Origin of the sequence: Neiella holothuriorum, assembly GCF_019457915.1 — a bacterium.
GTDB classification, from domain to species: domain Bacteria; phylum Pseudomonadota; class Gammaproteobacteria; order Enterobacterales; family Neiellaceae; genus Neiella; species Neiella holothuriorum.
Genome location: NZ_JAHZSS010000020.1, coordinates 69232 through 95420, shown reverse-complemented (window position 1 = coordinate 95420; position 26189 = coordinate 69232). Strand labels below are relative to the sequence as shown.

General features: G+C 49.5%; 27 protein-coding genes. 14 read left to right on the top strand and 13 right to left on the bottom strand.

Annotated elements, in window-relative coordinates:
* The 4 genes from ftsY to rpoH form a co-directional block, all read left to right on the top strand.
* Positions 1 to 1017 (top strand): signal recognition particle-docking protein FtsY (gene ftsY, locus K0504_RS14720; protein ID WP_220104910.1); only part of this gene is annotated, 1017 nt, incomplete at its 5' end.
* A complete protein-coding gene (ftsE, locus tag K0504_RS14715; protein WP_220104909.1) occupies positions 1014 to 1694 on the top strand; it encodes a cell division ATP-binding protein FtsE in 681 nt (226 codons plus the stop codon). The genes ftsY and ftsE, both read left to right, overlap by 4 nt.
* Positions 1691 to 2674 carry a permease-like cell division protein FtsX gene (gene ftsX, locus K0504_RS14710; protein WP_220104908.1) on the top strand — a complete coding sequence of 328 codons (984 nt, stop codon included), beginning with the start codon at positions 1691 to 1693 and terminating at the stop codon, positions 2672 to 2674. Before ftsE ends, ftsX begins: the two co-directional genes overlap by 4 nt.
* Before the next feature lie 167 nt (positions 2675 to 2841).
* Positions 2842 to 3699: an RNA polymerase sigma factor RpoH gene (gene rpoH / locus K0504_RS14705; protein ID WP_220104907.1), complete on the top strand. Its 858-nt coding sequence runs from the start codon at positions 2842 to 2844 to the stop codon at positions 3697 to 3699.
* A 58-nt stretch (positions 3700 to 3757) separates the two neighbouring features.
* On the opposite strand, the gene K0504_RS14700 is transcribed toward rpoH, so the two are convergent.
* Positions 3758 to 4165: an acetyl-CoA sensor PanZ family protein gene (locus tag K0504_RS14700; RefSeq protein ID WP_220104906.1), complete on the bottom strand. Its 408-nt coding sequence runs from the start codon at positions 4163 to 4165 to the stop codon at positions 3758 to 3760.
* Between the two features lie 20 nt (positions 4166 to 4185).
* Between K0504_RS14700 and K0504_RS14695 the strand changes: the two genes are divergently transcribed.
* Positions 4186 to 4470 carry a YkgJ family cysteine cluster protein gene (locus K0504_RS14695; RefSeq protein ID WP_220104905.1) on the top strand — a complete coding sequence of 95 codons (285 nt, stop codon included), beginning with the start codon at positions 4186 to 4188 and terminating at the stop codon, positions 4468 to 4470.
* 85 nt (positions 4471 to 4555) lie between these two features.
* The gene (locus tag K0504_RS14690; RefSeq protein ID WP_220104904.1) at positions 4556 to 4939 is read left to right on the top strand and encodes a hypothetical protein; all 384 of its coding nucleotides are present in this window, start codon (positions 4556 to 4558) and stop codon (positions 4937 to 4939) included.
* Between the two features lie 46 nt (positions 4940 to 4985).
* Here K0504_RS14690 and K0504_RS14685 read toward each other — a convergent pair whose 3' ends face one another.
* The 3 genes from K0504_RS14685 to gpmM form a co-directional block, all read right to left on the bottom strand.
* A complete protein-coding gene (locus K0504_RS14685) occupies positions 4986 to 5132 on the bottom strand; it encodes a hypothetical protein (protein WP_220104903.1) in 147 nt (48 codons plus the stop codon).
* Between the two features lie 182 nt (positions 5133 to 5314).
* Entirely contained in the window at positions 5315 to 6445 is a 1131-nt protein-coding gene (locus K0504_RS14680) for a murein hydrolase activator EnvC family protein (protein ID WP_220104902.1), read from the bottom strand.
* A gap of 12 nt (positions 6446 to 6457) precedes the next feature.
* A complete protein-coding gene (gene gpmM / locus K0504_RS14675; RefSeq protein WP_220104901.1) occupies positions 6458 to 8005 on the bottom strand; it encodes a 2,3-bisphosphoglycerate-independent phosphoglycerate mutase in 1548 nt (515 codons plus the stop codon).
* A gap of 243 nt (positions 8006 to 8248) precedes the next feature.
* On the opposite strand from gpmM, the gene K0504_RS14670 reads away from it, so the two are divergent.
* From K0504_RS14670 to gpsA, 3 genes are read left to right on the top strand one after another with little or no spacing between them, the layout of a single operon-like run.
* A complete protein-coding gene (locus K0504_RS14670; RefSeq protein ID WP_220104900.1) occupies positions 8249 to 8677 on the top strand; it encodes a rhodanese-like domain-containing protein in 429 nt (142 codons plus the stop codon).
* Positions 8678 to 8733: 56 nt separating this feature from the next.
* Positions 8734 to 9237 carry a protein-export chaperone SecB gene (secB, locus tag K0504_RS14665; protein ID WP_220104899.1) on the top strand — a complete coding sequence of 168 codons (504 nt, stop codon included), beginning with the start codon at positions 8734 to 8736 and terminating at the stop codon, positions 9235 to 9237.
* A gap of 3 nt (positions 9238 to 9240) precedes the next feature.
* Positions 9241 to 10254, top strand: coding sequence for an NAD(P)H-dependent glycerol-3-phosphate dehydrogenase (gpsA, locus tag K0504_RS14660; RefSeq protein WP_220104898.1), 1014 nt, complete (start codon positions 9241 to 9243; stop codon positions 10252 to 10254).
* Positions 10255 to 10266: 12 nt separating this feature from the next.
* On the opposite strand, the gene K0504_RS18610 is transcribed toward gpsA, so the two are convergent.
* From K0504_RS18610 to K0504_RS14640, 4 genes are all read right to left on the bottom strand, one after another.
* Positions 10267 to 13461, bottom strand: coding sequence for a diguanylate cyclase (locus K0504_RS18610; RefSeq protein WP_220104897.1), 3195 nt, complete (start codon positions 13459 to 13461; stop codon positions 10267 to 10269).
* 137 nt (positions 13462 to 13598) lie between these two features.
* A complete protein-coding gene (locus tag K0504_RS14650) occupies positions 13599 to 14066 on the bottom strand; it encodes a tRNA (cytidine(34)-2'-O)-methyltransferase (RefSeq protein WP_220104896.1) in 468 nt (155 codons plus the stop codon).
* A 91-nt stretch (positions 14067 to 14157) separates the two neighbouring features.
* Positions 14158 to 15516: an ATP-binding protein gene (locus K0504_RS14645; protein WP_220104895.1), complete on the bottom strand. Its 1359-nt coding sequence runs from the start codon at positions 15514 to 15516 to the stop codon at positions 14158 to 14160.
* Complete coding sequence (locus tag K0504_RS14640; RefSeq protein ID WP_220104894.1) at positions 15516 to 16208, bottom strand: response regulator; 693 nt, start codon at positions 16206 to 16208, stop codon at positions 15516 to 15518. The genes K0504_RS14645 and K0504_RS14640 overlap by 1 nt, the downstream gene beginning before the upstream one ends.
* Positions 16209 to 16404: 196 nt before the next feature.
* On the opposite strand from K0504_RS14640, the gene K0504_RS14635 reads away from it, so the two are divergent.
* The 5 genes from K0504_RS14635 (at position 16405) to K0504_RS14615 (ending at position 20257) form a co-directional block, all read left to right on the top strand.
* Positions 16405 to 16848 carry a Spy/CpxP family protein refolding chaperone gene (locus K0504_RS14635; protein WP_220104893.1) on the top strand — a complete coding sequence of 148 codons (444 nt, stop codon included), beginning with the start codon at positions 16405 to 16407 and terminating at the stop codon, positions 16846 to 16848.
* A gap of 66 nt (positions 16849 to 16914) precedes the next feature.
* Entirely contained in the window at positions 16915 to 17844 is a 930-nt protein-coding gene (locus tag K0504_RS14630; RefSeq protein ID WP_220104892.1) for a cation diffusion facilitator family transporter, read from the top strand.
* 147 nt (positions 17845 to 17991) lie between these two features.
* Positions 17992 to 18501: an S-ribosylhomocysteine lyase gene (luxS, locus tag K0504_RS14625; RefSeq protein ID WP_220104891.1), complete on the top strand. Its 510-nt coding sequence runs from the start codon at positions 17992 to 17994 to the stop codon at positions 18499 to 18501.
* A 278-nt stretch (positions 18502 to 18779) separates the two neighbouring features.
* Positions 18780 to 19277 (top strand): hypothetical protein, encoded by a 498-nt coding sequence (locus tag K0504_RS14620; RefSeq protein ID WP_220104890.1) that lies wholly within the window; start codon positions 18780 to 18782, stop codon positions 19275 to 19277.
* Positions 19274 to 20257: an alpha/beta fold hydrolase gene (locus K0504_RS14615; RefSeq protein WP_220104889.1), complete on the top strand. Its 984-nt coding sequence runs from the start codon at positions 19274 to 19276 to the stop codon at positions 20255 to 20257. Before K0504_RS14620 ends, K0504_RS14615 begins: the two co-directional genes overlap by 4 nt.
* Here K0504_RS14615 and K0504_RS14610 read toward each other — a convergent pair.
* From K0504_RS14610 to fabV, 5 genes are all read right to left on the bottom strand, one after another.
* Positions 20254 to 21093, bottom strand: coding sequence for an alpha/beta fold hydrolase (locus K0504_RS14610; RefSeq protein WP_220104888.1), 840 nt, complete (start codon positions 21091 to 21093; stop codon positions 20254 to 20256). The two genes, K0504_RS14615 and K0504_RS14610, sit on opposite strands and share 4 nt — an antisense overlap.
* 140 nt (positions 21094 to 21233) lie before the next feature.
* Positions 21234 to 21488, bottom strand: coding sequence for a hypothetical protein (locus tag K0504_RS14605; RefSeq protein ID WP_220104887.1), 255 nt, complete (start codon positions 21486 to 21488; stop codon positions 21234 to 21236).
* A gap of 71 nt (positions 21489 to 21559) precedes the next feature.
* Positions 21560 to 23245 (bottom strand): dipeptidyl-peptidase 3 family protein, encoded by a 1686-nt coding sequence (locus K0504_RS14600; RefSeq protein WP_220104886.1) that lies wholly within the window; start codon positions 23243 to 23245, stop codon positions 21560 to 21562.
* A 178-nt stretch (positions 23246 to 23423) separates the two neighbouring features.
* Positions 23424 to 24824, bottom strand: a complete 1401-nt coding sequence (locus K0504_RS14595) for a sensor histidine kinase (protein WP_220104885.1) — start codon at positions 24822 to 24824, stop codon at positions 23424 to 23426.
* A 162-nt stretch (positions 24825 to 24986) separates the two neighbouring features.
* Complete coding sequence (gene fabV / locus K0504_RS14590; RefSeq protein ID WP_220104884.1) at positions 24987 to 26180, bottom strand: enoyl-ACP reductase FabV; 1194 nt, start codon at positions 26178 to 26180, stop codon at positions 24987 to 24989.
* Positions 26181 to 26189: the final 9 nt, after the last annotated feature.

Genomic DNA, 26189 nt, shown 5'->3' with positions numbered 1-26189 from the left:
GAGCCAGAGCCAGAGCCAGAGCCAGAGCCAGAGCCAGAGCCAGAGCCAGAGCCAGAGCCAGAGCCAGAGCCAGAGCCTACAAATCTTGGTTTTTTCGCACGCCTAACGCAAGGCCTCCGTAAAACAAAATCCAATATTGGCAGCGGTTTTTTCAGCCTGTTTGCAGGCAAAAAGATTGATGACGATCTTTACGAAGAGCTCGAAACACAATTGCTCATGGCGGATGTCGGGATAGACACCACCACTAAAATTATTGATCACCTGACGCAACAAGCGAATCGCAAGCAACTCACTGATGGTGAGGCCTTGTATCAAGTGCTCAAAGATCAAATGGCGGAATTGTTGGCTCCGGTTGAACAACCACTTATCACCGATGCGAACGGCCCTTATGTGTTACTTATGGTTGGCGTCAACGGCGTTGGTAAAACAACCACCATCGGCAAGTTAGCCAAGCAACTGCAATCTCAAGGCAAGAGTGTCATGCTGGCTGCAGGTGATACCTTCCGCGCCGCTGCAGTAGAGCAGCTGCAAGTTTGGGGCGAACGTAACGGTGTACCTGTTGTTGCTCAGCATACTGGTGCTGACAGCGCCTCTGTTATTTACGATGCGCTCGAGTCGGCCAAAGCTCGTAACATCGACGTGTTGATTGCCGATACCGCCGGCCGCTTGCAAAATAAATCGCACTTGATGGAAGAGTTGAAAAAGATTGTTCGGGTGCTGCAAAAATTAGATGCCGATACGCCGCATGAAGTCATGCTAACGCTCGATGCAGGTACCGGTCAAAATGCTTTGTCGCAAGCTCAATTGTTTAAAGATGCCATTGGCCTCACGGGTATCACTTTGAGCAAATTAGATGGCACAGCCAAAGGCGGTGTGATCTTCGCCATTGCCGACAAGTTCAATATTCCGATACGCTACATCGGCGTAGGAGAAGGCATTGATGATTTGCGACCATTTAACGCACGTGAATTTGTTGATGCACTATTTAGTCAGGACGATAAAGAAACCACCGAATGATACGCTTTGATAACGTTGATAAGGTCTACGGCTCCGGCCATCACGCGCTCAAGAATGTCAGCTTTCACCTGAAAAAGGGCGAAATGGCATTCCTGACCGGCCATTCTGGCGCGGGTAAAAGCACCTTATTAAAACTCATTGCGCTGTTAGAACGTCCAACCAACGGCAATGTGTTTATCAACGGTCATAGCTTAAATACGGTAACACGCCGCCATATTCCTTATGTGCGCCGCGATATTGGCATTATCTTTCAAGATCATCGGCTACTCACCGACCGCCCTGTATTCGACAATGTCGCGCTACCCATGGTCATTGAAGGTTATTCTCACCAAGAAATTCGACGACGCGTGGCGGCGGCACTCGATAAAGTTGGCCTGCTCGACAAAGCTCGTTTATTGCCAAGCATGCTATCTGGCGGCGAACAACAGCGGGTTGGCATTGCCCGCGCAGTCGTTAATAAGCCACCAATTATTCTTGCCGATGAGCCCACTGGTAATTTAGATCCAGCCTTATCAATGGAAATTCTTCGCTTATTCGAAGAGTTTAACCGCGTTGATGTGGCGGTACTCATCGCCACCCATGATTTAGGTCTCATCGCTCGCATGCGCTACCGCACCCTGACGCTGCGTGAAGGGCAAATGTTCAATGACGGCTTAGCGGCGGAGCCTTCGTTATGAGCTTACTATTTGAACGCCGAGGGCAAGGCGCCTCTGATCGCAAGCTTTCAATCGTTCAACGCCTTGTCAGTTGGTGGATTAGTCACGCTAGGCAAGCCACTGCCAGCTTAGGTGATTTGTGGCGCACTCCCGGCCCATCGCTCATGACGATGTTGGTCTTGGGCTTTAGTTTGTCGCTACCCGCAGCATTCTACTTGGTCAGTAAAAACGGCGCGCAAGTTGCCGATAAATGGAGCAGCCCTGCTCAGATTTCAGTATTCCTTAAAAAGTCCGTTGCGCTGGAACAAGTCGAGCAGCTAGTTGCCGACCTACAAACTTGGCAACAAATTCAGCAAGTCGACTGGTACAGCAAAGATGACGCGCTGATTGAATTTAAAGAGACGTCCGGCTTTGGTAACGCACTCAATTACCTCGACGATAACCCGCTTCCAGATGTATTGGTGATTGAGCCGACGGCGGCTCACCAAACCACATCGGCAGCCAAGTTGTTGGTTGAAGCCTTAGAAGAGTTAGCACCGGTCAGCTTAGTCAAATTAGATATCCAGTGGCTTGAGCGTCTGCATGCCATTGTTGCCGTAGTGGAAGATACCTTTATCGCACTGGCAACCTTGCTGTGCTTGTCGGTTATTTTGGTGGTGGGAAACACGATCCGGCTGTCAATCCTGAGCCGAAAGACTGAAATTGAAGTCATGAAACTCGTCGGTGCCACGGATCAATTTATTCAGCGGCCATTCCTCTATGCGGGCATCTGGTATGGCGTGTTTGGCGCTTTTTTGTCATGGATTGTTACAACTATCTTGCTGTGGTGGATTGAAAGCGCACTGAACCATTTAACCCGTTTGTATGACTACCCGATTAGCTTACAAGGGCTACTTCCTAGCGAAAGCTTGTTCATGGTCATTATCGCGTCAGGCATGGGTTTGCTGGGCTCTTGGCTGTCCGTACGGCAACATATTCGCGCCATTGAACCAACCTCATAAATCCAATCAAATGATGTGCTGTCAGCTTCAGGCAACACGCCCCCTAAAGCGCCAACGGAACCTTGCGTTGCAATTCAGGTCTGAGTTCGGTATAGATCGCTTTTAGCACTCGCTACGTTTGAGTGCTAAAGTTACACGTAATTCGATTTGACGAGGTCAATCAGCAAATGAGCATTTCTCCTTCAATGGCACTGACTGTTCCCCAAGGTGGCTTGGATGGCTATATCCAAACCGTCAACAGCATGCCTATGCTCACCGCCGAGGAAGAGCGGGAATTAGCCAAAGAATTGCAAGAAACCGGCTCTCTGGAAGCCGCACGTGGCTTGGTGATGTCTCACCTACGTTTTGTTGTTCACGTTGCCCGTGGTTATTCTGGTTATGGTTTACCACAAGCGGACCTAGTGCAAGAAGGCACGGTCGGCTTGATGAAAGCGGTGAAGCGTTTTGACCCTACGGTTGGCGTTCGCCTAGTGAGCTTTGCTGTTCACTGGATTAAAGCGGAAATTCACGAATACGTATTGCGCAACTGGCGCATCGTAAAAGTTGCGACCACCAAAGCGCAACGCAAACTGTTCTTCAACCTGCGTAAGAACAAAAAGCGTTTGGGCTGGTTTAGCCAAGACGAAATTACGACCGTAGCCGATGCACTAGGCGTTAGCACTAAAGACGTCATGGAAATGGAGTCTCGGATGAGCTCTCACGACCAGTCTTTTGATTTGGCAAACGACGACGATGATAGCAGCACCGGCTCATTTGCTCCGGTGATGTATCTGGAAGATAAGTCATCAGATGTTGCCAGCCAGGTTGAAACCAGCAATTGGCAACAACATGCATACGGCTCGCTAACAGAAGCATTGCAGTCACTTGATGAGCGTAGCCAAGATATTGTTCGCTCTCGCTGGCTTGATGAAGAGAATAAAATCACGCTGCAAGAGTTGGCCAATAAGTATGGCGTATCAGCAGAGCGCGTTCGACAGCTTGAAAAGAACGCGATGAAAAAACTCAAAGCAGCAATGGCAGCTTAACGCTGTTGCAATGAACAAAAGGCGCCGATTGGCGCCTTTTTTGTTGCTTGCCGAACAATTAACTGGACGGTCGCTGCCAGCAACCATCTTCCAGCTCAGCAAAACCTAGCGCGGTAAGAAAGCCAAAACGCTGTAACTGTGGCGGCTCACCGGCTCGTGCTCGAACCACCAGCGTTTGTTCATACTGCGCTTCGGCCTGCTCCAGCAAATAACGACCAACACCTCGGCGGCGCGTTGCTTCACGCACCACAAGCCACTCCACAGTAACGACATCAGCCATCGACAACACCAGTAAGCCAATGTATTTGTCGTTAAAGCGCGCCAACCAACACTGTCGACTTTCATCGTCAATCAATTGCTGTAACCAGGCTTCAACCTCTTGCACCGCATCGGGCAATGGCAGTTTTGTTAGGTCTTGGCATAATTCAGGGGTAATCTGTTGCAATGGCAACACAGTTAAACGCATAGCAGTTCTCTAAATCAGTTATGACATCAAATTCAGATCAATCGATCACATGCCGCGCCGGTTGTGGCGCTTGTTGTATTGTACCTTCGATTAGCTCACCGATCCCAGGCATGCCTGATGGGAAGCCAGCAGGACAGCGTTGTATTCAACTCGATGAACACAATCGTTGCAAGGTTTTTGGCTTAGCGAGCAGGCCACAAGTATGCCTCGATTTTAACGCACGAGCTGACACCTGCGGTACCAGCAATTCATTCGCTTTTGACCACCTCATCGCCCTAGAGCAAGCAACAGCGCCATCGAATTGAGAAACTGCGCATTGTATGAGCAGGGTTCGATTGTTAACATGGCTTTAGAAACGTCACCAATAATATACCAGCGGACGGAATTTAAATGGCTCATACCCTCTGGCGAAAGGTCGTCAAACTTGCAGCAAAAGACTTTGCCTGCTTTTTGATGGCAACAGACGACAAACAACGCACGCTCACCTTAGAAGCCATGCTTGGCTGCCGTAACCCAGAAGAAGAACCTGTCGATCGGGTTTACTTTGGTTGGCATGCCGTCTATTCGATGCCTGAAGATGAATTACAGCAAGTTGAACTGTTCACCGGTAGCTGCCATCGGCTCGGGCAGTGGAACAGTAACGATTTAACGGCAGAGGAAGTGACCGTTATTGCCGAGCACATGAGTGAATTGTTGACCGATTGGCAACAAAAACTAGATCAACTGGATATCCCTTGTGCTTTTGAGCAAATTGCACCAGCAGCCAACCAGTAAGATGAACGCACAACCATAAAAAAACGCCGCATTTAGCGGCGTTTTTTTATGTCAGCTTAACGCTTTCTTCCGGAACTTCTGGTTTTCCGGATGGGCTTCCCTGATCTAAAGCCGCAATCATACTGAGCATGTCGCCTAACGTCGACGTTGACGATAATGGTTGCTCATCAGTAATCTCGCGCGATTCAATCATGGCGTTCCTCAAATTTTGGTGGCAAATGCATGGACTTGAGCCATCAGCGCCTCAAGGGGTGTGAATTAACTCACATTTGCGAATAAATTACCAGACTAAAAATATGGGAAAGCAGACTCATGAACTTGACTTTGACAGAAATCAAAAGCTGAAAGGTTAATTATTAATCATACTGAAGCGCTTTATTTACACCACTTTGCGGGGTTCACCGGCCGACCTTCGTGGCGCATTTCAAAGTACAAACCAGCGCTGGTTTGACCACCACTTTGCCCGACCAAGGCAATGGTATCGCCAAGCCGAACCTCATCACCAGCTTGCACCAGCAACGTTTGAGCATGGCCATAAAGACTCATATAGCCCTTGCCATGATCGAGGATCATCACCAGTCCCATCCCTTTCACCCAGTCGGCAAAGAGCACCTTGCCATTAGCAACTGCCCGTACATCATCACCGGAGCTGCCATCAATGAGCACGCCTTTCCAGCGTATAGAGCCCTGCCGACGCGTATTAAACTTGTGCTTCAAGCGGCCTTTTGCCGGCCACTTCAGAGAGCCTTTCGTTAGCCCTTTAAGTTGCACTAGACTGCGCTTTTGAGCTGTTTCATCGAGTAGCCGTTTTAGCTCTTGTTCACTGGATTGCAGTTGTGCAATACGCTCTTGTTCAGAGGTAATCTTTCGATTAAGCGAACGAATGGCTTGTTGCTGACGTTGTTCCTGAGTTTTTAGTAATTGCTGCTCTGCTGATTGGCGGCCCAGCAATTCTTCGAGTTGGCGCCGTTTCACCAGCAAATCTTGGTCAACTTGCTCGAGCTGTAGCTGTGTTTGTTGGATGGCTTGTAGTGCCTCAACGCGGGCGCGATTGAGGTATTCAAAGTAAACCAGTGTCCGTTCAATACTGGCGGGCTCTTGCTGGTTCAGTAACATGGTCAGGTAGTCATTCTGGCCCGCCAAAAAGTGGCTTTCTAATTGGGCTGCTAATACCTGTTGCTGTTGTTGATGCACCGCTTGCAGTCGCTGTTGGCGCTGGCGCAAGGTTTGTTGCTGCTGTTTGTTGCCAGCAATGCCTTGGCGGGTTTGGTGTAATTCTTTGGCTTGGGCCGCTACATCAAGCTCAACCGCGCGCAATTCGGCTTGCGCTCGTTTCTGGGCTTGTTGTTGTTGGGTCAAACTCGATTGGCGCCGTTCTAGCTCTTGCTGAACTTCTTGTAAACGGCCGTCTTGGGGTCGCTCAGGGGCAGCTAAACAGCTACCGATAAAGCACAAAAGCAGGCCAGCAACAATGCTGGCCTTGCGAGAGGCGTAAAATGAAAGCAAAGATGCTAACACTTACTTAAGTTTTACAAGCGCCTTGCCGGTCATCTCAGCAGGAACTTCCATTCCAATCAACGTCAGCATGGTGGGCGCCAAGTCGCTGAGTTTGCCGTTGTCGACAATCTCACCTTCACGGCCGAAGTAGATCAATGGCACAGGCTCACTGGTGTGAGCGGTATGGGCTTGACCTGTTGACTCATCACGCATTTTCTCTGCATTACCGTGATCTGCCGTGATCAGACATTCGCCGCCGACTTCGTCCAATGCATCAACAACGCGACCAATACAGTGATCAACTGACTCACATGCTTTAACCGCCGCATCAAAGTTGCCGGTATGGCCAACCATGTCACCGTTCGGGTAGTTACAGATGATCACGTCGTATTTGTTGCTCTTAATGGCTTCAACAAATTGATCGGTCAAATCTTCAGAGCTCATTTCCGGCTGCAAGTCATAAGTGGCGACTTTCGGCGACGGAATCAAAATACGGTCTTCACCTTCAAACGGCTCTTCTTTACCGCCGTTGAAGAAGAACGTCACGTGCGCATATTTCTCGGTTTCAGAAATGCGTAACTGTGTGCGATTGTTGTCTGCCAACCATTGACCCAACACGTTGTTGAGCTTTTCTGGTGGGTAAGCAACTGTGGCTTTAATGTCAGCGGCATATTCTGTCAGCATCACGAAATCGGACAACGCTGGAACTTTAGCGCGCTCAAAACCGTCAAATGGCTGATCAACAAATGCACGGGTAATTTCACGGGCGCGGTCAGCACGGAAATTCATGAACACAAGCGCGTCACCGTCATTAATCGCCGCTTCTGGTTGGCCATCTGCGCGGATCACGCTTGGCGCAACAAACTCATCGTTCTCATCACGACCATAAGCAGCTTGCAAACCTTCAACAGCGGTTGCATAGGCAGCATGTTCAGTTTTTGCTTCGGTCAACAACTCGTAGCAAGACTGCACACGGTCCCAGCGCTTATCACGGTCCATGGCGAAGTAACGGCCACACAATGAGGCAATTCGGCCAACGCCTAATTCTTCAAACTTGGCGGTGAAGCGTGCCAGTGTTGCTTCCGCACTGCGCGGTGGCGTATCGCGGCCATCCAAGAAAGCGTGCAGATAAACTTCTTTAGCGCCACGCTCGGCAGCCAATTCAATCATTGCCAACACGTGGTCTTCGTGACTGTGGACGCCGCCTGGCGACATTAAGCCCATCAGATGCACGGCTTTGCCAGCTGCAATTGCTTTATCAACGGCACCAACAAGCGCTTCATTTTCAAAGAAAGTGCGCTCTTCAATGGCTTTCGCGATGCGAGTTAGTTCTTGGTAAACCACACGGCCAGAGCCAATATTGATGTGGCCGACTTCTGAGTTACCCATTTGGCCATCTGGCAAACCAACATCAAGACCAGAACCAGAAATCAAACCGCTGGCATAATGCTCGGCAAGTTTGTCCAAGTTTGGCGTGTTGGCGTGGTTAATGGCGTTACTGGTGTCATCTTCGCGGTAACCCCAACCATCTAAGATGATTAGAGCTAGCGTTTTCTTTTGATCACTCATGCTAGCGTTTCTCTCGTACCTTCAATTAAGTAAAATTTCGGCCACATGTTTCGGTGGCAAACACATGGCGAGGAATTCTGCACTCTTTTGTAGGCGGTTATTATGACACAAATCAGCTCGAGGCAACGAGTTGTTAAATGTCAGCCGCCAAAGTTCAACAGTCGCACTGAATCTATGTATAATCCGGAAGCTATTTTAATTGGCCTATTACAATGTACCGCCAAATCGTAAAGAGAGATCAAGATGGACCAATATATTGAATTCGTATCAGCCAATCCTTTGTTAAGTGGCGCCTGGGTGGTGCTGGCCGGTATGTTGATTTACAGCTTTATTGGCGCACGTATGCGCGGTTTTAAATTGGTTTCTCCACACGAGCTCACCATGCTAGTCAACCGCGATGATGCCACTGTGGTTGATATACGCGCAGCAGACACCTTTCGTAAGGGCCATATTACCGGCGCAAAGAACATTGCTGCGTCCAAGATCACAGAAAGCAATAGCTCAGAGCTTGAAAAGCTGGCAGGCAAACCCATTATAGTTGTATGCGAAGCGGGTATGACCGCAAATAAAGCCTGTGCAACGCTAAAGCAGCTGGGTATGGAAAACGTATATAGCTTGCGCGGCGGCATGAACGAGTGGCGTCAGGCAAATCTTCCTGTCACCGGCAAGTAACGTATTAATGATTGACTCGTTAGTTTCTCGCTAACGACAGATAAAGGTAAAAGACCATGGCAGAAGAAGTAAAAACAAACGGTAGCGCAGCACCTGAAGGTACTCAATTCGCAATTCAACGTTTGTATATCAAAGATATTTCGTTTGAATCACCAAACAGCCCAGACATCTTCCAAAAAGAGTGGAAGCCAGAAGTAAAACTGGATCTGGATACTAAGAGCCGCAAGCTAACTGACGAATCATACGAAGTTGTCCTGTCGTTGACCGTTACCACAAGTGTTGGCGACGACGTTGCGTTCTTGTGTGAAGTACAACAAGCCGGGATCTTCGGTATTGGTGAAGTAAACGAAGCGCAAATGGCACACATGCTCGGCTCTTACTGCCCGAACATTTTGTTCCCTTACGCTCGCGAAGCGGTAACTAGCATGGTAACGCGCGGTACATTCCCGCAGTTAAACTTAGCGCCGGTTAACTTCGATGCATTGTTCGCTTCATACGTGCAAAAGCGTCAGCAAGAAGCGCAAGCTGCGGCCGCAGAAGCTAGCCAAGGCGACGCTTAATCTATGACAACGCCGGCCATTACTGTTTTAGGAGCGGGCTCTTACGGCACCGCTTTAGCGCTTCTAATTGCCCGTAATGGGCATCAAACCCTGCTTTGGGGTCATGAAGCCGACCACGTCGAACGTATTCAAATCGACCGTGAAAACAAAGAGTTTTTGCCCGGCGTGCCATTTCCCGACACGCTTACGGTCACCAATGATATTGCCGCGGCAGCAGCTGCCAGCAACACCATTTTGGTTGTTGTACCGAGCTTTGCATTTGCCGAAGTGTTGCAGCGCATAAAACCACACTTACAAGCCAACGCACGTGTAGCTTGGGCCACCAAAGGCCTCGAAGCAGACACCGGCCGCTTATTAGGCGATGTCGCCAAAGAGCAGCTCGGCGATCAAGTTCCTTTGGCAGTCGTATCCGGTCCAACCTTTGCGATGGAAATCGCTAAAGGCCTGCCCACGGCAATTGCGGTTGCCGGCGAAGATGACCAACTCGACACCGATCTTGCCAACCTGATGCATTGCCCTAAACGTTTTCGCGTTTATCGCAACAATGATTTCATTGGCTTGCAACTCGGCGGGGCGGTCAAGAACGTGATTGCTATTGGTGCCGGATTAGCCGACGGCATGGGGTTTGGCGCCAATGCCCGCACGGCATTAATCACCCGCGGTTTAGCTGAACTCACGCGCTTAGGTGTTGCCTTAGGTGGCCAACCAGAGACGTTTATGGGCATGTCTGGTTTGGGTGATTTAGTGCTGACCTGCACTGATAACCAATCGCGCAATCGACGCTTTGGCTTAGCGCTAGGTGCGGGTAAAACGGTACAAGAAGCTGCCGAAGGTATCGGCCAGGTGGTTGAAGGCTATCGTAATACCAATGAAGTCTACCGCTTGTCACAACGGCTCGATATCGAAATGCCGATTGTCGATCAGGTGTATCAGGTATTGTATGAAGGTAAGTCTGCACAAGCCGCAGCAATGGATTTACTCGCGCGCGAACAGACCTCTGAAGTCACCAAAGACTAATGAACTCATTGTTTAGGCTGGATTTCGATAACGAATAACCCGGCCTTTACCATTCTCTTTTGCTTGATATAACGCCTTGTCAGCCTCCGTCAACATTCCTGCCGCATCCGGTGTTTGTTTGAGGTAATCCGTTTCCGTCACACCCACAGAACAACTCAGCCAACGCTCTTGCGGGATCGCCACTGCACGCTTTAGTTTATTACTCAACTGCTCGGTAAAACCACGTTTGCTGCTGAGTGCCTGTAGAATACGGTCGCCCACATGATGTGCCTGATCAGCGCCAGTTTCCGGCATAAACACAATGAACTCATCACCGCCCCAGCGAGCTGCCACATCCACATCGCGTAACTGCTCTAACAGCAAATCAGCAAACCATTGTAACAACAAGTCACCGGCATCATGGCCAAATGTGTCGTTATAATACTTAAAGTTGTCGAGATCTAAGAAAGCAAGCGACATGTGGCCAACCTGCCCAGAATAACGTCGTACGCGGCTAATTTCATCCTGGATAGTCGTTTGCAACGACTGACGATTGGCTAACCCGGTCAATGTGTCTATGGAGCTTAATTCAATCAGTTTGTTACGCTGCCGGATAGCCACTAACTGACTAGCCAGCTGATTACCAATTAACGACAACACTTCGCGATCATGTTTGCTCGGCGAATAAGGCTGATCAATATTGACCAACACCAATTGGCAGCAGCGCAAATTGCCATCGCGAAGCGGCAACACACAAACAGAGCTTAACCGCTTGCTACCACCACTGAACAACCAGCTACGGTTGAGCAGCAGCTGTTCATTACGGTAATCACGAACATCTTCAGCCAGTTCGTCGACCGGAAAATTATTGACCTGACCATCCACATGCACCGCCATGACATCAGCCGTGTCGGTTTGACAGTCAATGACCATCGCGATTTGGAAGTCATAATGACCACACAGTAAACGAACTGTCTCCTTGGCCACTTTGGCTTCATTATTTGCTTCAGAGCCAATGGCTTGCAACGCGCTAATCAAACGCACTTCGCGCATTCGCTTCCACAATTGGTTCAAACGCGCTTCCTGCTGCGCCAATACAAACAGGTGCTCTAGCTCCATACTCGGCAACGGCAAGCTGACCAGAATCGGCTCGTTACCGTGCAGCCATTGACGGCAGGCTTGCCAGCCAGCAGAAGCAACCGCACGACAGCGTTCGGCGCCGGCTAGCAACTGTTCGGCATGTTCGTTTTGCTGCTGAACTTTTGCACAGCGCAACTGTACTTCCAGCCAAAGCAAATCAAACTGATTACGGAGTCTCGCACTGGTTTTTAGACGCTGGCTGATCCGCTCAATTTCATCGCTAAACTGTTGCTCTGGCGCCTGTTGGCACTGCAGTAACATCGTCAACATCGGGCGTAAAATGAGTGCCGACTGCGACAATGGAATCGATAATCGTTTGCTACGCTCAAGGCATTGTTGGGCACGCAAAAATTCGCCGCCGAATGCCAACACAACACCCTGCATCAAGTGCACATCGTGTAAATTACGAAAGGCAAAGTAGCTGGAATGCTGACTTACCATCAAGCGCCGCAGCTTTTCTAATACCGTGGCGCTATGACGATAGTGTCGCACCACTAAATAAAGCCACGCTAAGTTATATAACGTTGCGATGGTTTCGCCGACGTCATTGGCCTTAATGACTTGCTTCAAGGCACCATTAAAGTAGTCATACGCTTCTAGAAATTGTTCTTGTTGGCAGTAAAAATAACCAAAACCGTTGCGAACTCGCGCAATTTCCACAGGATCTTGCAATCGACTCCGTAGTTTTTCGCTGATTGCAAAGCAACGCTTCGCCTGATGGTTCAGTTGCATTGATTCCAGCACGACGGCACGCGAATGATAAGCGGCGGCCAAGCCTGCTTGTTGGTCGGCTTGGCGCGCCAACTTAATGGCTTCTTTGGCGGCTTCTAGTGCCCGTTGTTCGGTTAACTGAGGAATGTGTTCAAGCTGACCATATACGCTGCGATAGGCATAGATCAGCGCATTATCCATATTCAGTTGTTGCAGAAGTTGGAGCATTTCGGCAAAACGCTCAACACCAAAGCCAGCATTGGCGCGATCGCATGCAACAAAATAATTAAATAAGCAGCAAGCGCGTTCTTTTTCATCGGCAAGCCCGAGTGCGTAGTTCACCGCTTGGCGACCACAACTGAGTGCCTGTGTTAAATCGGATTTGTAAATGTAAGCCCAGCAAAGGTGGCGATAAGCCCGTGCCATCGCGCGCCGATCCGTGCCAAGTTGAGCCTGCTCTAGAATGCTGTCAAGCGCATCAAACGCTTCATCTAGCTCACCTAAATAGAGTAAGCAGTGGCCTTTAAACGCCTGTAAATGCAAACGTGAACTGGTGTCATGGCTCAAGCCTTTAACCACAAAACCACGCTCAGCTTGCTCGCTCGCATAATTGGCTTCGGGTAAGCACATCAACGCCAAAAGCGCTTCGCAATCTCGCAACACGGCGCGTGGATCTTTGGCCATGATGTATGGGCTTTCTGGCCATTGTTGCGATAACGCCAAGGGCTCATCTGCGGGCAAACGCAGCACGCCCTGCTCTCGCTCTAGCCAGTCAAGAAACCCTTGCCACGCATCCTGAATCCGTTCGTCTGAATGAATAAACTCGGTGTCCAGCCCTGCCACGACCATGATATTCGCGGATTGATCAGCCAATGTCTGCAGCACTTTTAAAGCCGAAGGGCCGGCAAATTCAAGGTTGCTTGCCAATAAACAAAGAGGCTGCTGGACCGCAAGCCAGTTCAGCATATCGACCATTAATTTGACTGCGAAATTGCGCTCGTAGACTAATTCACCGGGCAGCGGAAGCTCCACTCGACTGAGCGGTTTGTTTGCAAAATAGTGCAGTAAAATTGTGCGGTATTGGCTGCGCACGCCAATCCCATCAAGTAACTGTTCAGCAGGAAGTTGACGTTGTTTGAGGATTTGGCTGATGAGTGGCAACAATGGACTAAAGGGCTGACAGGTATCTCGCTCCTGCATTTGCCAGCGAAAGGCCACCACGCCTTCGGTAGCAATCCACAGGTCGATCATCCGACACACTTGCTCACTATCACGGCCGGCAGCAAAGATTAACCCCGTTCGGCCCTGCATGGTTTGCTGCCAGCATTGCTGAAGCCGCTTTTGCGTCGGCGTGCCAGCGACTGGAGGGATATTCACCTGAAGTTCCATAACAGATTGATAGCTCAAGCCCTTTTCGAATTATCCAGCCATTATGCGGCGATTATTTGAACGAGTAAATCGCCACCAAGATGTTCGCTCGTGCGGTGTTCGATTCTGTGAGCTGATCAGCGGCATTAACCGCTACAGCCAGCAAAATCTAACTGGCGCCATGCCTCGTAGCTGACAATTGCAACGGCATTCGACAAGTTCAAACTGCGTGCATCTGCCATCATAGGGATTCGGATTCGATGTTCAGGCGCAAATGCGTTGCGCACATCATCGGGCAAACCGCTTGTTTCTGAGCCAAAAAGTAATACATCACCCGCCTGATACGTTGGCTTGGTATGTGGCCGACTGCCTTTGGTGGTCAATGCGAAAATACGCCGCCCCGCCATAGCTTGTTGAAACGAAGAATAATCGGGGTAGCGAGAAACCCGCGCTAAATCATGATAATCAAGCCCCGCTCGGCGTAGCTTTTTTTCTTCCAAATCGAAGCCAAACGGTTCAATCAGATGAAGCTGAGCACCGCAATTCGCCGCCAGCCTGATGATGTTGCCGGTATTTGGCGCAATTTGCGGCTCGTATAGAGCAATATGAAACATAATGATTGGGTGATTAGCGAAAATATCCCGCTATTGTACGCGGTCCGAAGTGCTGAAACTACTGCAAAACTTCAAGCGAAAGCGCACACGATTATGCGCTCTCATCCACCAATGGCATGGTAATGACAATTCGTAAACCGCCCGAATCAGCCAGACTGGCAGCCACTTGACCACCATGGAATTTTACAGCTTGAGCAACAATGGCTAAGCCTAAACCTGCGCCGCCGCGACTCCGATCCCGAGCAAATTCAGGGCGATAGAAGGGCTCAAATAGCTTGTCTAATTCTTGCTCTGGAACGCCACAACCATCATCTTCAAGCACTAACTCTAATTGACCGTCGGATTCGTCAATCGAAACCAGAATAACCGCGTCGGCATACCGGCTGGCATTGTCTAACACATTGCTAATGGCTCGCTTGAACAAATCTTCATTGCCAGACACCAAAATATTGTCTGAGGCAAGTTGATTGTTCAGCTGAAGTTGTAGCTCTGGGTGGCTAAATCGAAGGTTGTCAAAGCACTGATTCAAAATACTAATAATCGCCACAGGCTGCCGATCATGCTGCGGCATGAGCTGCATCCGCGACAAGCTTAGCAATTGCTCAATCATTTCATTGAGCACTTCAGCTTCATGACGGATGCGAGCACTTTCTTCTGATTCACCGGCTCGCTTTTCAGCTAGCGTATTGGCCAAACTCAACCGAGTTAATGGTGAACGTAATTCGTGGGAGACGTCGCTTAGCAAGCGTTTATGGGCATCCAACGCGGAATCAATGGTGTGGCCCATGCTGCTAACCGTGCGCCCTAAGGAGCCAATTTCATCTTTACGCAGCAAGACTTGCTGCGGCACAGCTGCGGCAAATTCTCCGCCAGCAATTTGCTTAGCGGTGCGCCGTAAACTCACTAGCGGTTTAACAATTTGGCGTGCCACCAAATACGCTAACCCGCCCAACAGCAAGGCAACGCACACTAACAATAACGGCGATTGGCGCACCATATGACGCAACCATGCGCCACGCCCTATTTTCTCCGACAAACCAATGAACGCGGTGAGCTGATAATTACCGGAATCTATGGCTAATGGCCCAAGCATCCAACGATGATCGACAAAATCAATGATGGGCTCTTCCAAATCAAGCATGGTCATGATGCGTTCGGCCACTTCTGGCGGTACTCGGTCACTGGTAAAACGGTGAAGGTTGTTATCGTACAACCAGAGCAAACTACCATCGGGCAGCAGGCGGCCGTGTTTCAGCCAGCGTTTACGCTTTTTATCAGACCGCTCCAACATGCGTTCAATACGCTCAACCTGGTCGGCACTATATTTGGTGAGATTGGCATCCAATGCCTGAGGGCCGGCTGGTAAAACTTTGGGCCACGCTAACATCAAGCCTGCAACGGCTAGTAATGCCACCCACAACCAAATAAAAATACGGATCGATAATGACATCAGGCGCTCCGCGTCACTTCTGCAGACCAGCAATAACCTCGCCCGCGCATTGTTTTAATGGGCACTTCAGGCAGGTAGTCCGCAAGCTTTTTACGAACATGACTGACATGCATGTCAACGCTGCGATCAAACGGCATCAACCGACGCCCAAGGGCATGCTGACTCAATGTTTCTTTATCAACCGGCTGGCCCGGTGATTCCATCAAGCAAGCAAGCATCGCCAGCTCTGCACTAGTCAGGCTCAGCATTTCGCCCTGCCACTGCACCTCTTGCTTGCCAATATGCACACTCAACCCGAGTGATTGCAGCAACTCACCCATGTCTTGCGCAGGTTGATAGCGGCGCAACACCGCCTTCATACGGGCCACCAGCTCGGCTTCAGTAAAGGGTTTTGGTAGGTAATCGTCTGCACCATGCTCAAGGCCCAACACCCGATCAGCTGGCTCGCCGCGCGCGGTCAGCATAATGACAGGTATCGACGAATGTTGACGAAGCTGCTTTAACAACTCAAAGCCATTGAGTTTCGGCAGCATGACATCGAGTAGCACCAGTTCATGTTGGCCGGTTTTAGCCAGCGCCAAGCCTGCCGCACCATCATGAACGGCATCTAGCTCATAGCCTTCATATTGAAGCAGCTCTTTTAGCAAACTCGCTAAATCAATATCGTCATCAATTAACAGAATCCGACTCATGGCACCCTCTCTTAGTATCTGACAGCAAGATTACGTTCGACCGCTTAGCAAGACTAGCGTTACTATCTAATTTTACGAATCTTTACGTTGTCTTGACGTTGCTTTGCATTGCAGCCACTAACCTTATCAACATCGAATTTCCCCAACGAACTTCGAACCAAACCAACAGCAAGAACAAAAATCGAGGAACAACATCATGAACATGAAGCCAATCCTAATTGCCCTGTGTTGCACCATTGGACTCGCTAGTGCCGGTGCCATGGCGAAATGTAACGGCCCGAAAATGGGTAAGATTCTAAAGCAACTGGATTTGACCAGCGAGCAGCAAACGCAAATCCAAACTATTCGCCAAACGCAAAAATCTGAAGGCGAAGCGCAGCGTGAAGCCATGGCAAGTGTCCGCGATAGCAACCGTGCGAGTATGAAAGCGTTGATGGAAAACCCAACGTTCGATGAAACTGAAGCACTACGCTTGATCGAAGAGAAAGCGACTCACAAGCAAACACGTGCCCTCGCTAGAATGCAGGCTCACCACGCAATAATGCAGGTACTAACAGTCGAACAGCGTGAGCAATTCCTCACCTTGATGGAAGAGCAACGCGAAAAACAACAAAAGCGCAAGAACAAGAAATCCTCTTAATTCATTGAGCACCGTGGTAATTTCAGGCAGCATGTCCCCCACGAACAGCATGCTGCCTGAATTATCATGTCATCAGATTTTCAAGCCAACAACCATTCTAGTCATCACCTAACGTCCTATGCCAAATGGGTTCGTTTAGCGAGTACTGCGGCCATTACAGTTGCCGTCCTTCTGGTGATCATCAAAGCCGCATGCTGGTTATACACTGGCTCCGCAGCTCTTTTAGCCTCGCTACTCGACTCAGTCATTGATGCACTAGCATCTGCGATTAACTTCTTCGCATTGCGCTGGGCAACAAAGCCACCAGATGCCAAGCACCGATTTGGTCATGGCAAGGCGGAGGCGATTGCAGCGCTAGTTCAAAGTGGATTTATTTGCGGCTCGGCGTTGTTGTTAGCCATGCACGGCATTGATCGGATGATTAATCCAACAATTGTTACCAATTTGCCGGTTGGTATGGCCGCGATGGGCATTGCGATGGTGATGACCATCGCCTTAGTCGCCTTTCAGACCTTGGTGATTAGCAAAACCGATAGCACCGCCATTCGCGCCGATCGACTTCATTATCAGTCCGACATATTGATGAACTTAGCCATTTTGGCATCGCTAGCTTTAACTTGGTACGGTTGGCAAGCCGCAGATGCATGGTTTGCGTTAGCTATTGCCTGCTACATGATGTTCAGTGTTGTGGCTATTGCCCGACATGCTTTTTCGCACCTCATGGACTCAGAATTATCCGCTGATGAACGGCAGAAAATCATCGACACCATCAACAGTAAATCAACGGTTCGAGGGTTCCACGATCTCCGCACCCGTCAATCAGCCGGTACTCGATTTGTGCAAATGCATATTGAACTCGATGGTCATTTGCCCCTGACAGAAGCCCATGCGATTTGCCATCAGTTAGAGCTCGATATTGAAGCCTTGTTTGATCATGCCGATGTGATTATTCATCAGGATGTTGCGCAGCCAACACCCTCCACCCAACCCAACTAGCATCTGTTCAACCAAAAGCGGTTCATCAATATCAGGTTGAACTTGTTGCCGCGGCGCTGCGTTAAATTATCAAGCCATCCACCATCTTTGGCCGGTTTGGTATAAACTGGCAAACACGTTTTTTTCATTCATTCGAGAGTAGTGACTATGCCTTTGCTCGATAGCTTTACCGTTGATCACACCAAAATGTCTGCGCCTGCGGTGCGGGTAGCTAAAACCATGCAAACGCCAAAACAAGACACCATCACGGTATTTGATTTGCGCTTTTGCGTGCCCAATGCCGACATATTGTCTGAGCGCGGCATCCATACCTTGGAGCATTTATTTGCGGGCTTCATGCGCGATCACCTAAACGCCGACGATGTCGAAATCATCGATATTTCACCGATGGGCTGTCGCACCGGTTTCTACATGAGCTTAATTGGTTCGCCATCTGAGCAGCGGGTTGCCGATGCATGGTTAGCCGCAATGGAAGATGTGCTCAACGTTGCCAACCAAAATGATATTCCTGAACTAAACGAATATCAGTGCGGTACGTATGACATGCACTCGTTAACAGAAGCGCAGGATATTGCCCGAGCCATTAAAGACCAAGGCATCAACATCAATAGCAATGAAGAGTTAGCTCTGCCTCAATCATTGCTGTCACAGCTCTAAGTTCACAGCTGTATCAAACCGCAACAAATAAGCCTCGTTGTGCACCAATTCAGCGAGGCTTGTTCGTCAATAAAGCCCCTTCGATGGCGTTCAACTGCTTTCTGATCAGAAACAATTCGAAGTTCATCACCCCGTCTCTTTACATCCAACCTCAGCTTGGCGAATATAACGGCTGGATTTTGATAGACGGATCTGCACGTTCGGTACGCGAGCCTTTGGCCGCGAAATAGATACCAGCGACGCACAGTGCCAACTCCCACTAATGGTCACCCAGTCCTATGATGTATTTGATTGTGATTTTAGTTGCCAGCATTCTGGTAAACATACTTCTTTTTGTTGAGCGCCTGTCGCTTCTCAAAGCGCTTGCCAAAAGCGATAAACTGCTACGTTCTGCCAATCAGCAATTACAGCTGACCAAGCAAACCTTGACCCACACCTGCCGCCAGTTACAAGAGCAGCTATTACGCCAACTCAATGACAAACAAGGCGCAGTGCAGCAGCGGGTTGGTCAAGTTTTAGAGCATTTGATTGAGCGGCTGCCAGCAATTATTCAAACCCAAGCGCAAACCGGCCATAACTACGTGCAAGTGTTACAAACACTGCCTGCTGAAGAAGGCTGTAGCGTTGAAGAGCTGACCGAGTATTTCAAAGAGAAAAATCGAGCTTGGGCGCGGCTGTGGCAAATGCGTGATCCAAACGCTTTGATGAAGCTACTCAACGCGATGATGAATCAGCGGACCGAATCGAAAGCATCAGAGGCGCCACCCGCCTCGTGAGTAAACTTCCGCAACTCGCCGAAACCGATAGCCTCCGCCAGCTAAAAATTACGGATTTCTGTCAACGCCACGAGCAACAACACGTCATGACAGGCACTCGCGGCCGGCGTTTGCACTACTGCTTTTATCCGCAACCCAAGCAACCGTTATTGGTCATTGCGCCAGGTCGGGCAGAAGCGGCCTTTAAATATCGCGAACTTGCGATGGATTGCTTTAACCAAGGCTATCAAGTCTCAGTCATCGATCACCGCGGGCAAGGTTTATCACAACGGTTCTTTCCCGAGCGTCATCTTGGCCACATGGATTCATTTGACCATGCCGCCCAAGATTTATTGCAACTGACTCGGCGCTGTAATTTTGATGATCAGCCTTGTTATCTGATTGCTCATTCAATGGGCGCCAGCATTGCGTTACGAGCCATGCAGCTCGCGCCTAACCAGTTTCACCGCGCAGCGCTGAGCGCTCCAATGCTTGGCTTACCATTGCCCTACCCTGCAGTCTTTCTGAAACCTTACTTGGCTGTTCGCAGCGCCATAGAAGCTCGGCGCTGGCGCAAACAAAAGCAGTGTCCGGATTATATTTCTAGCTCTCGCCGTGACTATCACGATAGCGGATTTGAGCAAAATCCACTGACATCCAGCACGGTGCGTTACCACGAATTCAGAGCCATGTATCAACAGCAACCGGAGCTACAGTTAGGCGGCCCAACCGCAGGTTGGTTGTATCAGGCGATGCGTCTAATTGAATCGATTCAGCACAACACAGACAAGCTGGTTACTCCCATGTTGTTCGCCCTTGCCGAAGACGAACGTGTGGTCGCGCCTGCTGGCCAGCAAAAATTAAGGCGTAACTTGTTACAAAAGCCGGTCGAAAGCTATTGGCTCAACCTTCCCAAAGCGCGCCACGAGCCCTTATTGGAAGTCGACAGCATTCGCACGCCACTGTTGCAGCAAATCTTTACCTTCTTCAAACGAGCTTAGGCGCTTGCCGCGGTCACCAGTTGGCTTAATACCGGCCTCAAATAATCGGCCAGTCGATGCGGCTCCGTTAGCGGAAGCAAGTGCTCACTCCCACTAAATTCAACAAACTGATGTTGAGGCTTTAAACGCTGCCAACGTTGCCATTGCGGCAGCGCCAACGTGTTGGAATGCTGCGCTCGAATAGCAATGGTTGGTGTTTCGAGCTGACGTAAATCAGGCCAAACATTGGGCAAAGAGCCATAGATTGCAGCTTCCCACGATTTGCCAAAACGTAGCTGAAGTTCGCTATCCACTTCCTCAAATCCATGCTCGATATAGGTCTGCAATCCCTCGTCAGATAAATTCCGAAAAGCCGACGCCCGGCGATGAAATTTAAATGCCGAGTGCGCATCGGCAAAACGTTCAGGCCGGCCAAGGGTTTTCTTGATCATTGGAATCGTGCGTTTGAAGCGCCACGGCAACCAGCGTAGAAAGTGGGATTTGTAGGCTGGAAAGAACACCGGATCGACCAAAATTAATTGCCGAAACAGATCGGGTCGGCGGCGGGCCGCCATTAATCCTAAAACGGCTCCCAGCGAATGCCCCAGCAAAATAACCGGCGGCAACTGCTGCTGCTCAATCTGCTGTATTAGATCGGTCGCTAGCTGCTGCCAATTAAACGGCTGCATGAGCTGTTGATTGCGCCACAAGGGCCGATGCTCTGCGAGCCATAGTTGTAGCTGATTGAGGCTCGTTAATTCGTCTAGCAAGGCACGGTAGACCAGCGGCGGAAAGCCATTCGCCGGCGACAAGACTAACGGGATGCCATGGGGAGAATGTTGAATGAGTGGGGTCATGAACAGCTCACTAGAGTTACCTAGCCAACAACATAGTTGTTCGTGCTGTTCGATGCAATTGGGAGAGCAGGCGGGCAATAAGCCCGAGCATAGAAATCGCTAGGCCCATGATGACACAGCGCATCGCGAAACCTGGGAGCTTAGCGAATCTGCAAGTCTGGATCGCTTTGAATCAAGCCGTGATGATCAACAGTGAGTAATTGATGACCATGTTCCAAGATGGCAAGTGGCGCTATTTCAGCGTCGCGAACAAACAGCAAGCTTGCACCCATATTCAATAAATCACTAACCCGATCGAGCTGAAATTGATGCAGCTTTTGCGAGTGTTGTTCCGGTAAAGCCGAATTTTTGCGGCGCTCACTAAGAGCAAAGCCTGATCGGCGACCAAATACCATGTTTCCTCTCCGGGATTTGCTTGATTCTTTCAATTTAAAGCGGCCGCCAATTTATTGGCGACCGTCAATTTCTAATTTAGCGCAAGGCTATCCTTGCCTTGTTGAAAGACAATGTCAACCGGAATGTTTGCGGCTGCTAGTTTATCGAGATCTGCCGCCAACTCTGGGCCAATAGCACCCGCTTGGGCAACCCAATCTGCCACGCCAGCATAGTCTCCATCACCTTGGAAGCGGAGGATTTTCTCAGATAATTTATCCATCGCCAGCTCAAACTGATCGTAGTTAACCTGATACAAACCCTCTTCGGTTTTGCTAAATGCATCCTGCGCTGCAAAATAGTTAAAACGCAGCATATTCGCGACACCGTGAGCACTAGAAGCGCCAAAGCGAACAGAGCGGAAAATGCCCGCCATGAAGGTGGTGTAATAGTCATGCAATTTGCCTTCGGTGATCTCGCCCTTTTCGTACAATTTGCGAACCATATACAGGCCAAGCATGTCGGCTTTGCCTTCTTCCAATGCCGATGCATGTTCTTTTAAGGCTTGACGCACTGTGCTTGTTCCATCAAGGGTGTTCTTAATGCCTAAGCCATGAGCCACTTCATGAAACATGGTATTGGAAAAGAACGCATTGAAGGTAATGTGTTGGCGCTGCTCTGGCACAATGAGCTGATCAGCAATAGGCACTAAAATTTGGTCAAACTTAGCACGCATGGCATTTTTAAGTTGCAACCGACGCGAGCCTTGCGCAAGCTGTACCCGCTCATCATTGGGTAAGTTAATGGCGATGGTTTTGCTACCCGCATTGCTATGACCAGCGTAATACACCACATCATACGCATTAAGCTCTGCATCGGAGCCCGGCTTTTCGGCCTTATATTCGGCTGGCACCGGTAGCTCTTGTTGCAGCCAAGGTAAGAACGCAGCGTATTTGCTTAACCGCTCACTCCACGCCAAATCTTTAATAAGAACGTAAGCTTCAAACGCTGTGCGATAGCCAAAGAGCTGATCTTCATAGTTTTCGATTGGGCCAATCACCACGTCAATGGCGTTGTTTTTCATGGCCATCCAAGCCACATCCGACTTGAAATAATCATTACTCAAAAAAGCATCCGCACGCAGCTGAAGGTAATCCGCAAACTCATCATCGTCGGCCAACGCCGCAGCTTGGCGTAACAATGCGGCTGCTTTGGTCAGTTCGCTAGCGTATTTGTCGGCATAACTCACCAGCTCAAGCTCACCAGCGTCATTGCGCTCAACCACACTGTAAAGGCCGTCTTTACCGTCAGCGCCAAATTGTTCAAATTCAGCTTTGGTCATGTCAGCTGGGTAGAAGGCGGCACCTAACGGTTTTTCGGCATAGCCTGCAATAAAGGGCTTGTCGCCGTCGAGTCGATCCCAAGGGCCGTAGTTGATATCTGCAAAGGCTTTCAGCGCAGGATCGGCAATTTGAGTCAACAAAGCATCTTTAGAAGCACCAAAAGCTTGCTGCCAAAAAAGGTCATCCATGATTTCAGAGGCTTCTATCAATAACCCAATCATTTGCTTTTGATTGTTACTGAGGCCGCTAAGATCAGCCGTTAATTCAACCGGGGTATAAATATTAAAACGGTTGCTATCAAACCCTTCGACAAGCGTTAAGGGCGCCTTTTCAGTCGTTGGTTGTACGGATTTTTGGGGCGCGGTTTCACTGGTTTGCGGTTGACAAGCCATCAGGCTCGCAGCAGCCAGTGCCACGCTTATTAGAGTAAGTTTCATGGTTGTTCCAAGTCGGTAGTTTGCTGTTGTAATCGTTATTGTTATGAATACACAGGCGAGTGTAATCGCACCCTTGCTACGATTCCAAATTCAGATCAACAAAAGCTAGATCTGACAGCAAATCAATCGATGGAATATCGGCCGATACAATTTTGCAAAATGAACGCTAACAATGAGCCTAACGAGGAATGGAAATTTGGAAACGCACACCGACGGGAGAATCAACCAGTTGGATGGTGCCGTGGAATACGTTGTAGATGATATTGCGTACCAAGTTTAACCCAAGCCCCATTTTTCCTTTTGCCTTATCAGGGGAATAGAACGGGTCAAACACACGCGCTTTATCGATATCCGCAATGCCCTTGCCGTCGTCGTGATAGGTGATATGAAGGTGCGAATCTGTCTCAGAAACACCAATCGAGATGTGACCCTCAGCGGAGTTATCAAAACCATGCACCAGTGAGTTCTCCACCAATGCCGTGAGCATTTGCCAGAATGCATATTTCGATTGGCAGCATACCGACGGGCTGACCTCAATGGCGAAGTTGGCAAAGCCGGCCGATTCGCGGTATTGCGTTTGCAGTTCTTTCAGTAACCGCGCCACATTAAAACGGTGCTTCGAATGGTAATTGCTGGAGGAATCGATGCGTTTGAACAGACGAATTAATTCTGAGCTTTTGGCGATGTTGGTTTCTGTCAGCTCGGCTTTCTGCTCCAGTTCATGTAGCAAGCGTGAAGCCTCCGACTGGGTCATTGTTTTTTGTTCGATGCCCTGCTGTAACTGCTGAATATCTTGATGGCTACATGAAATGGCCGTGAGCGCCACACCAAGTGGCGTGTTGAGTTCGTGCGCAACGCCAGTCAACAAGGTAGTAATGGTGGCCTGCTTCTCCGTTTCTAGGCGCGATAATTCATTTTGTTGTTGTTTGGTGATCAGGGCCGACAGTTCTTGGTTCACTGTTTTGAGCTCTTCGGTACGGGCATCTACGGTTTGGCTGAGCTGGCGGTTGGCTTCTAACAATTGTTCGCGATTGGCCCAGTTTTCAAACACCACCGCAGCCAAATTCGCCGATGTTTCGATAAACTGTAGATCATCCTCAGTCGGCGTTTGCGGATGATCATAATAAATAGCGAAGGTGCCGAATACTCGGCCTTGCGCGCCAACAATCGGCTCCGACCAACATGCCTGCAAGCCAGCACTAAGGGCTAACTGTTTGTATTGCGACCAGTACGGATGGGTATTTATGTCTTCTACAATGACCCGTTTTTTTGAAAACGCGGCTGTCCCGCAAGAGCCAACCCCCATGCCAATATGGACCCCATCGAGCGCATCGCAATAGAATTGCGGCAGTGACACTGACGCTATCGGGTGTAACGTGCCTTGCTGTTGATTTAACGACAGCACCGAGGTTTTCATGGCCGGATTGAACTGCTCGGATTTAGCACACAAGGTATTAAGAATGACTTCAACCGCCTCGCCCTGCGCTGCCGATCTGAGTACGGCAGCACGGCCAGCTTCCAGTTGGCTGAGGCGCTGCCAGTAGGCTGCATCACGTTCATTCGAGCGCAGTTCACCCATACATTCTCCCGTCTATGCCATTGCTTTACGCACCGCAACGTATCGTTCATACGTAAATTTCAGCATAGTGGACGTGTCCAAATATGCGCATATTGCGGTACAACAAAAACAAAAAAGCGAGCCGAAGCTCGCTTTTTAAAAGTTTGACAACTCGCCTGCGGTTTATTCGCCAGCTAGCTTCAGCTCAACCAAAGGGCTCACATCGGCTTCGTAATCTACGTTGTCGAAGTTAAAGCCAAACAGCTTCAGGAAGTCTGACTTATAACCAGCATAATCCGTCAGTTCAAAAATATTGTCCGTTTCAACTTGCGGCCATAAATCGGTAACCGCTTGCTGTACAGAATCGTCCAACTCTTTGCCATCAACCCGAATACGATTAACTTCATCATGGATTTCTTGACCGATGTATAGTTGATCGAACAAGCCACTGATTTGCTCAATGCATCCTTCGTGAGTGCCCTGCTCTTTCATCACTTTGTACAGCAATGAAATATACAATGGCATGATTGGAATAGCTGATGATGCTTGAGTAACCAAGGCTTTCAGCACTGCAACATTGGCTTTGATGTTTTGGCCTGCATACTGACTATTCATTTCGCTCGCAGCGCGATCCAAATCTTCTTTGGCACGACCAATGGTGGCATGACCATAAATCGGCCAAGTCAGCTCCTTACCAATGTAGCTATAAGCCACGGTACGGGCGTTGTCGGCCAACACCCCAGCTTCGGCCATCATGTCGATCCAGCGTTGCCAATCTTCGCCACCCATGACTTTCACGGTATCGGCAATTTCTTGCTCGTTGGCAGGTTCAACCGACACTTCGTGGATCACTTCTTTACTCGTATCCAGCGTGCGTGCTGTGTAGCCTTCGCCAATTGGTTTCAATACCGATGTGAAGGTTTCACCCGTTTCTGGATCGGTTCGGCGTGGTGATGCCAGTGAATAAACCACCATATCAACCTGACCTAAGTCTTGCTTAATCAGATCGATGGTTTGTTGTTTAATGGCGTCAGAGAACGCATCGCCATTGATGCTTTTAGCATAAATGCCAGCTTCATCGGCCGCAGCATGGAACGCCGCCGTGTTGTACCAACCTGCCGATGCACATTTCTTTTCTGTCGGTGGTTTTTCAAAAAACACGCCAATGGTTTTTGCTTCTGCGCCACCAAAGGATGCGGTAATACGCGATGCCAAGCCGTAGCCGGTCGACCCACCGATCACCAAAACTCGCTTCGGGCCATCGGTAATAGCTGGCTGCTGACGGGTATACTCAATTTGTTGTTTAACGTTTTCTGCACAACCTGTTGGGTGTGCGTTAATGCAGATAAAACCACGTACGCGGGGTTTAATGATCATAGCGGTGTT

What these genes read in the sequence shown, in the direction of transcription:
- K0504_RS14620 (WP_220104890.1), top strand. Translation starts at nt 18,780, where the DNA reads ATGATGTATTTGATTGTGATTTTAGTTGCCAGCATTCTGGTAAACATA.
- K0504_RS14640 (WP_220104894.1), bottom strand. Translation starts at nt 16,208, where the DNA reads ATGAGTCGGATTCTGTTAATTGATGACGATATTGATTTAGCGAGTTTG.
- gpsA (WP_220104898.1), top strand. Translation starts at nt 9,241, where the DNA reads ATGACAACGCCGGCCATTACTGTTTTAGGAGCGGGCTCTTACGGCACC.
- rpoH (WP_220104907.1), top strand. Translation starts at nt 2,842, where the DNA reads ATGAGCATTTCTCCTTCAATGGCACTGACTGTTCCCCAAGGTGGCTTG.
- K0504_RS14685 (WP_220104903.1), bottom strand. Translation starts at nt 5,132, where the DNA reads ATGATTGAATCGCGCGAGATTACTGATGAGCAACCATTATCGTCAACG.
- K0504_RS14695 (WP_220104905.1), top strand. Translation starts at nt 4,186, where the DNA reads ATGACATCAAATTCAGATCAATCGATCACATGCCGCGCCGGTTGTGGC.
- secB (WP_220104899.1), top strand. Translation starts at nt 8,734, where the DNA reads ATGGCAGAAGAAGTAAAAACAAACGGTAGCGCAGCACCTGAAGGTACT.
- K0504_RS14610 (WP_220104888.1), bottom strand. Translation starts at nt 21,093, where the DNA reads ATGACCCCACTCATTCAACATTCTCCCCATGGCATCCCGTTAGTCTTG.
- ftsX (WP_220104908.1), top strand. Translation starts at nt 1,691, where the DNA reads ATGAGCTTACTATTTGAACGCCGAGGGCAAGGCGCCTCTGATCGCAAG.
- K0504_RS14605 (WP_220104887.1), bottom strand. Translation starts at nt 21,488, where the DNA reads ATGGTATTTGGTCGCCGATCAGGCTTTGCTCTTAGTGAGCGCCGCAAA.
- K0504_RS14600 (WP_220104886.1), bottom strand. Translation starts at nt 23,245, where the DNA reads ATGAAACTTACTCTAATAAGCGTGGCACTGGCTGCTGCGAGCCTGATG.
- K0504_RS14690 (WP_220104904.1), top strand. Translation starts at nt 4,556, where the DNA reads ATGGCTCATACCCTCTGGCGAAAGGTCGTCAAACTTGCAGCAAAAGAC.
- K0504_RS14645 (WP_220104895.1), bottom strand. Translation starts at nt 15,516, where the DNA reads ATGTCATTATCGATCCGTATTTTTATTTGGTTGTGGGTGGCATTACTA.
- K0504_RS14595 (WP_220104885.1), bottom strand. Translation starts at nt 24,824, where the DNA reads ATGGGTGAACTGCGCTCGAATGAACGTGATGCAGCCTACTGGCAGCGC.
- ftsE (WP_220104909.1), top strand. Translation starts at nt 1,014, where the DNA reads ATGATACGCTTTGATAACGTTGATAAGGTCTACGGCTCCGGCCATCAC.
- K0504_RS14670 (WP_220104900.1), top strand. Translation starts at nt 8,249, where the DNA reads ATGGACCAATATATTGAATTCGTATCAGCCAATCCTTTGTTAAGTGGC.
- K0504_RS14635 (WP_220104893.1), top strand. Translation starts at nt 16,405, where the DNA reads ATGAACATGAAGCCAATCCTAATTGCCCTGTGTTGCACCATTGGACTC.
- K0504_RS14650 (WP_220104896.1), bottom strand. Translation starts at nt 14,066, where the DNA reads ATGTTTCATATTGCTCTATACGAGCCGCAAATTGCGCCAAATACCGGC.
- gpmM (WP_220104901.1), bottom strand. Translation starts at nt 8,005, where the DNA reads ATGAGTGATCAAAAGAAAACGCTAGCTCTAATCATCTTAGATGGTTGG.
- K0504_RS14700 (WP_220104906.1), bottom strand. Translation starts at nt 4,165, where the DNA reads ATGCGTTTAACTGTGTTGCCATTGCAACAGATTACCCCTGAATTATGC.
- luxS (WP_220104891.1), top strand. Translation starts at nt 17,992, where the DNA reads ATGCCTTTGCTCGATAGCTTTACCGTTGATCACACCAAAATGTCTGCG.
- fabV (WP_220104884.1), bottom strand. Translation starts at nt 26,180, where the DNA reads ATGATCATTAAACCCCGCGTACGTGGTTTTATCTGCATTAACGCACAC.
- K0504_RS14630 (WP_220104892.1), top strand. Translation starts at nt 16,915, where the DNA reads ATGTCATCAGATTTTCAAGCCAACAACCATTCTAGTCATCACCTAACG.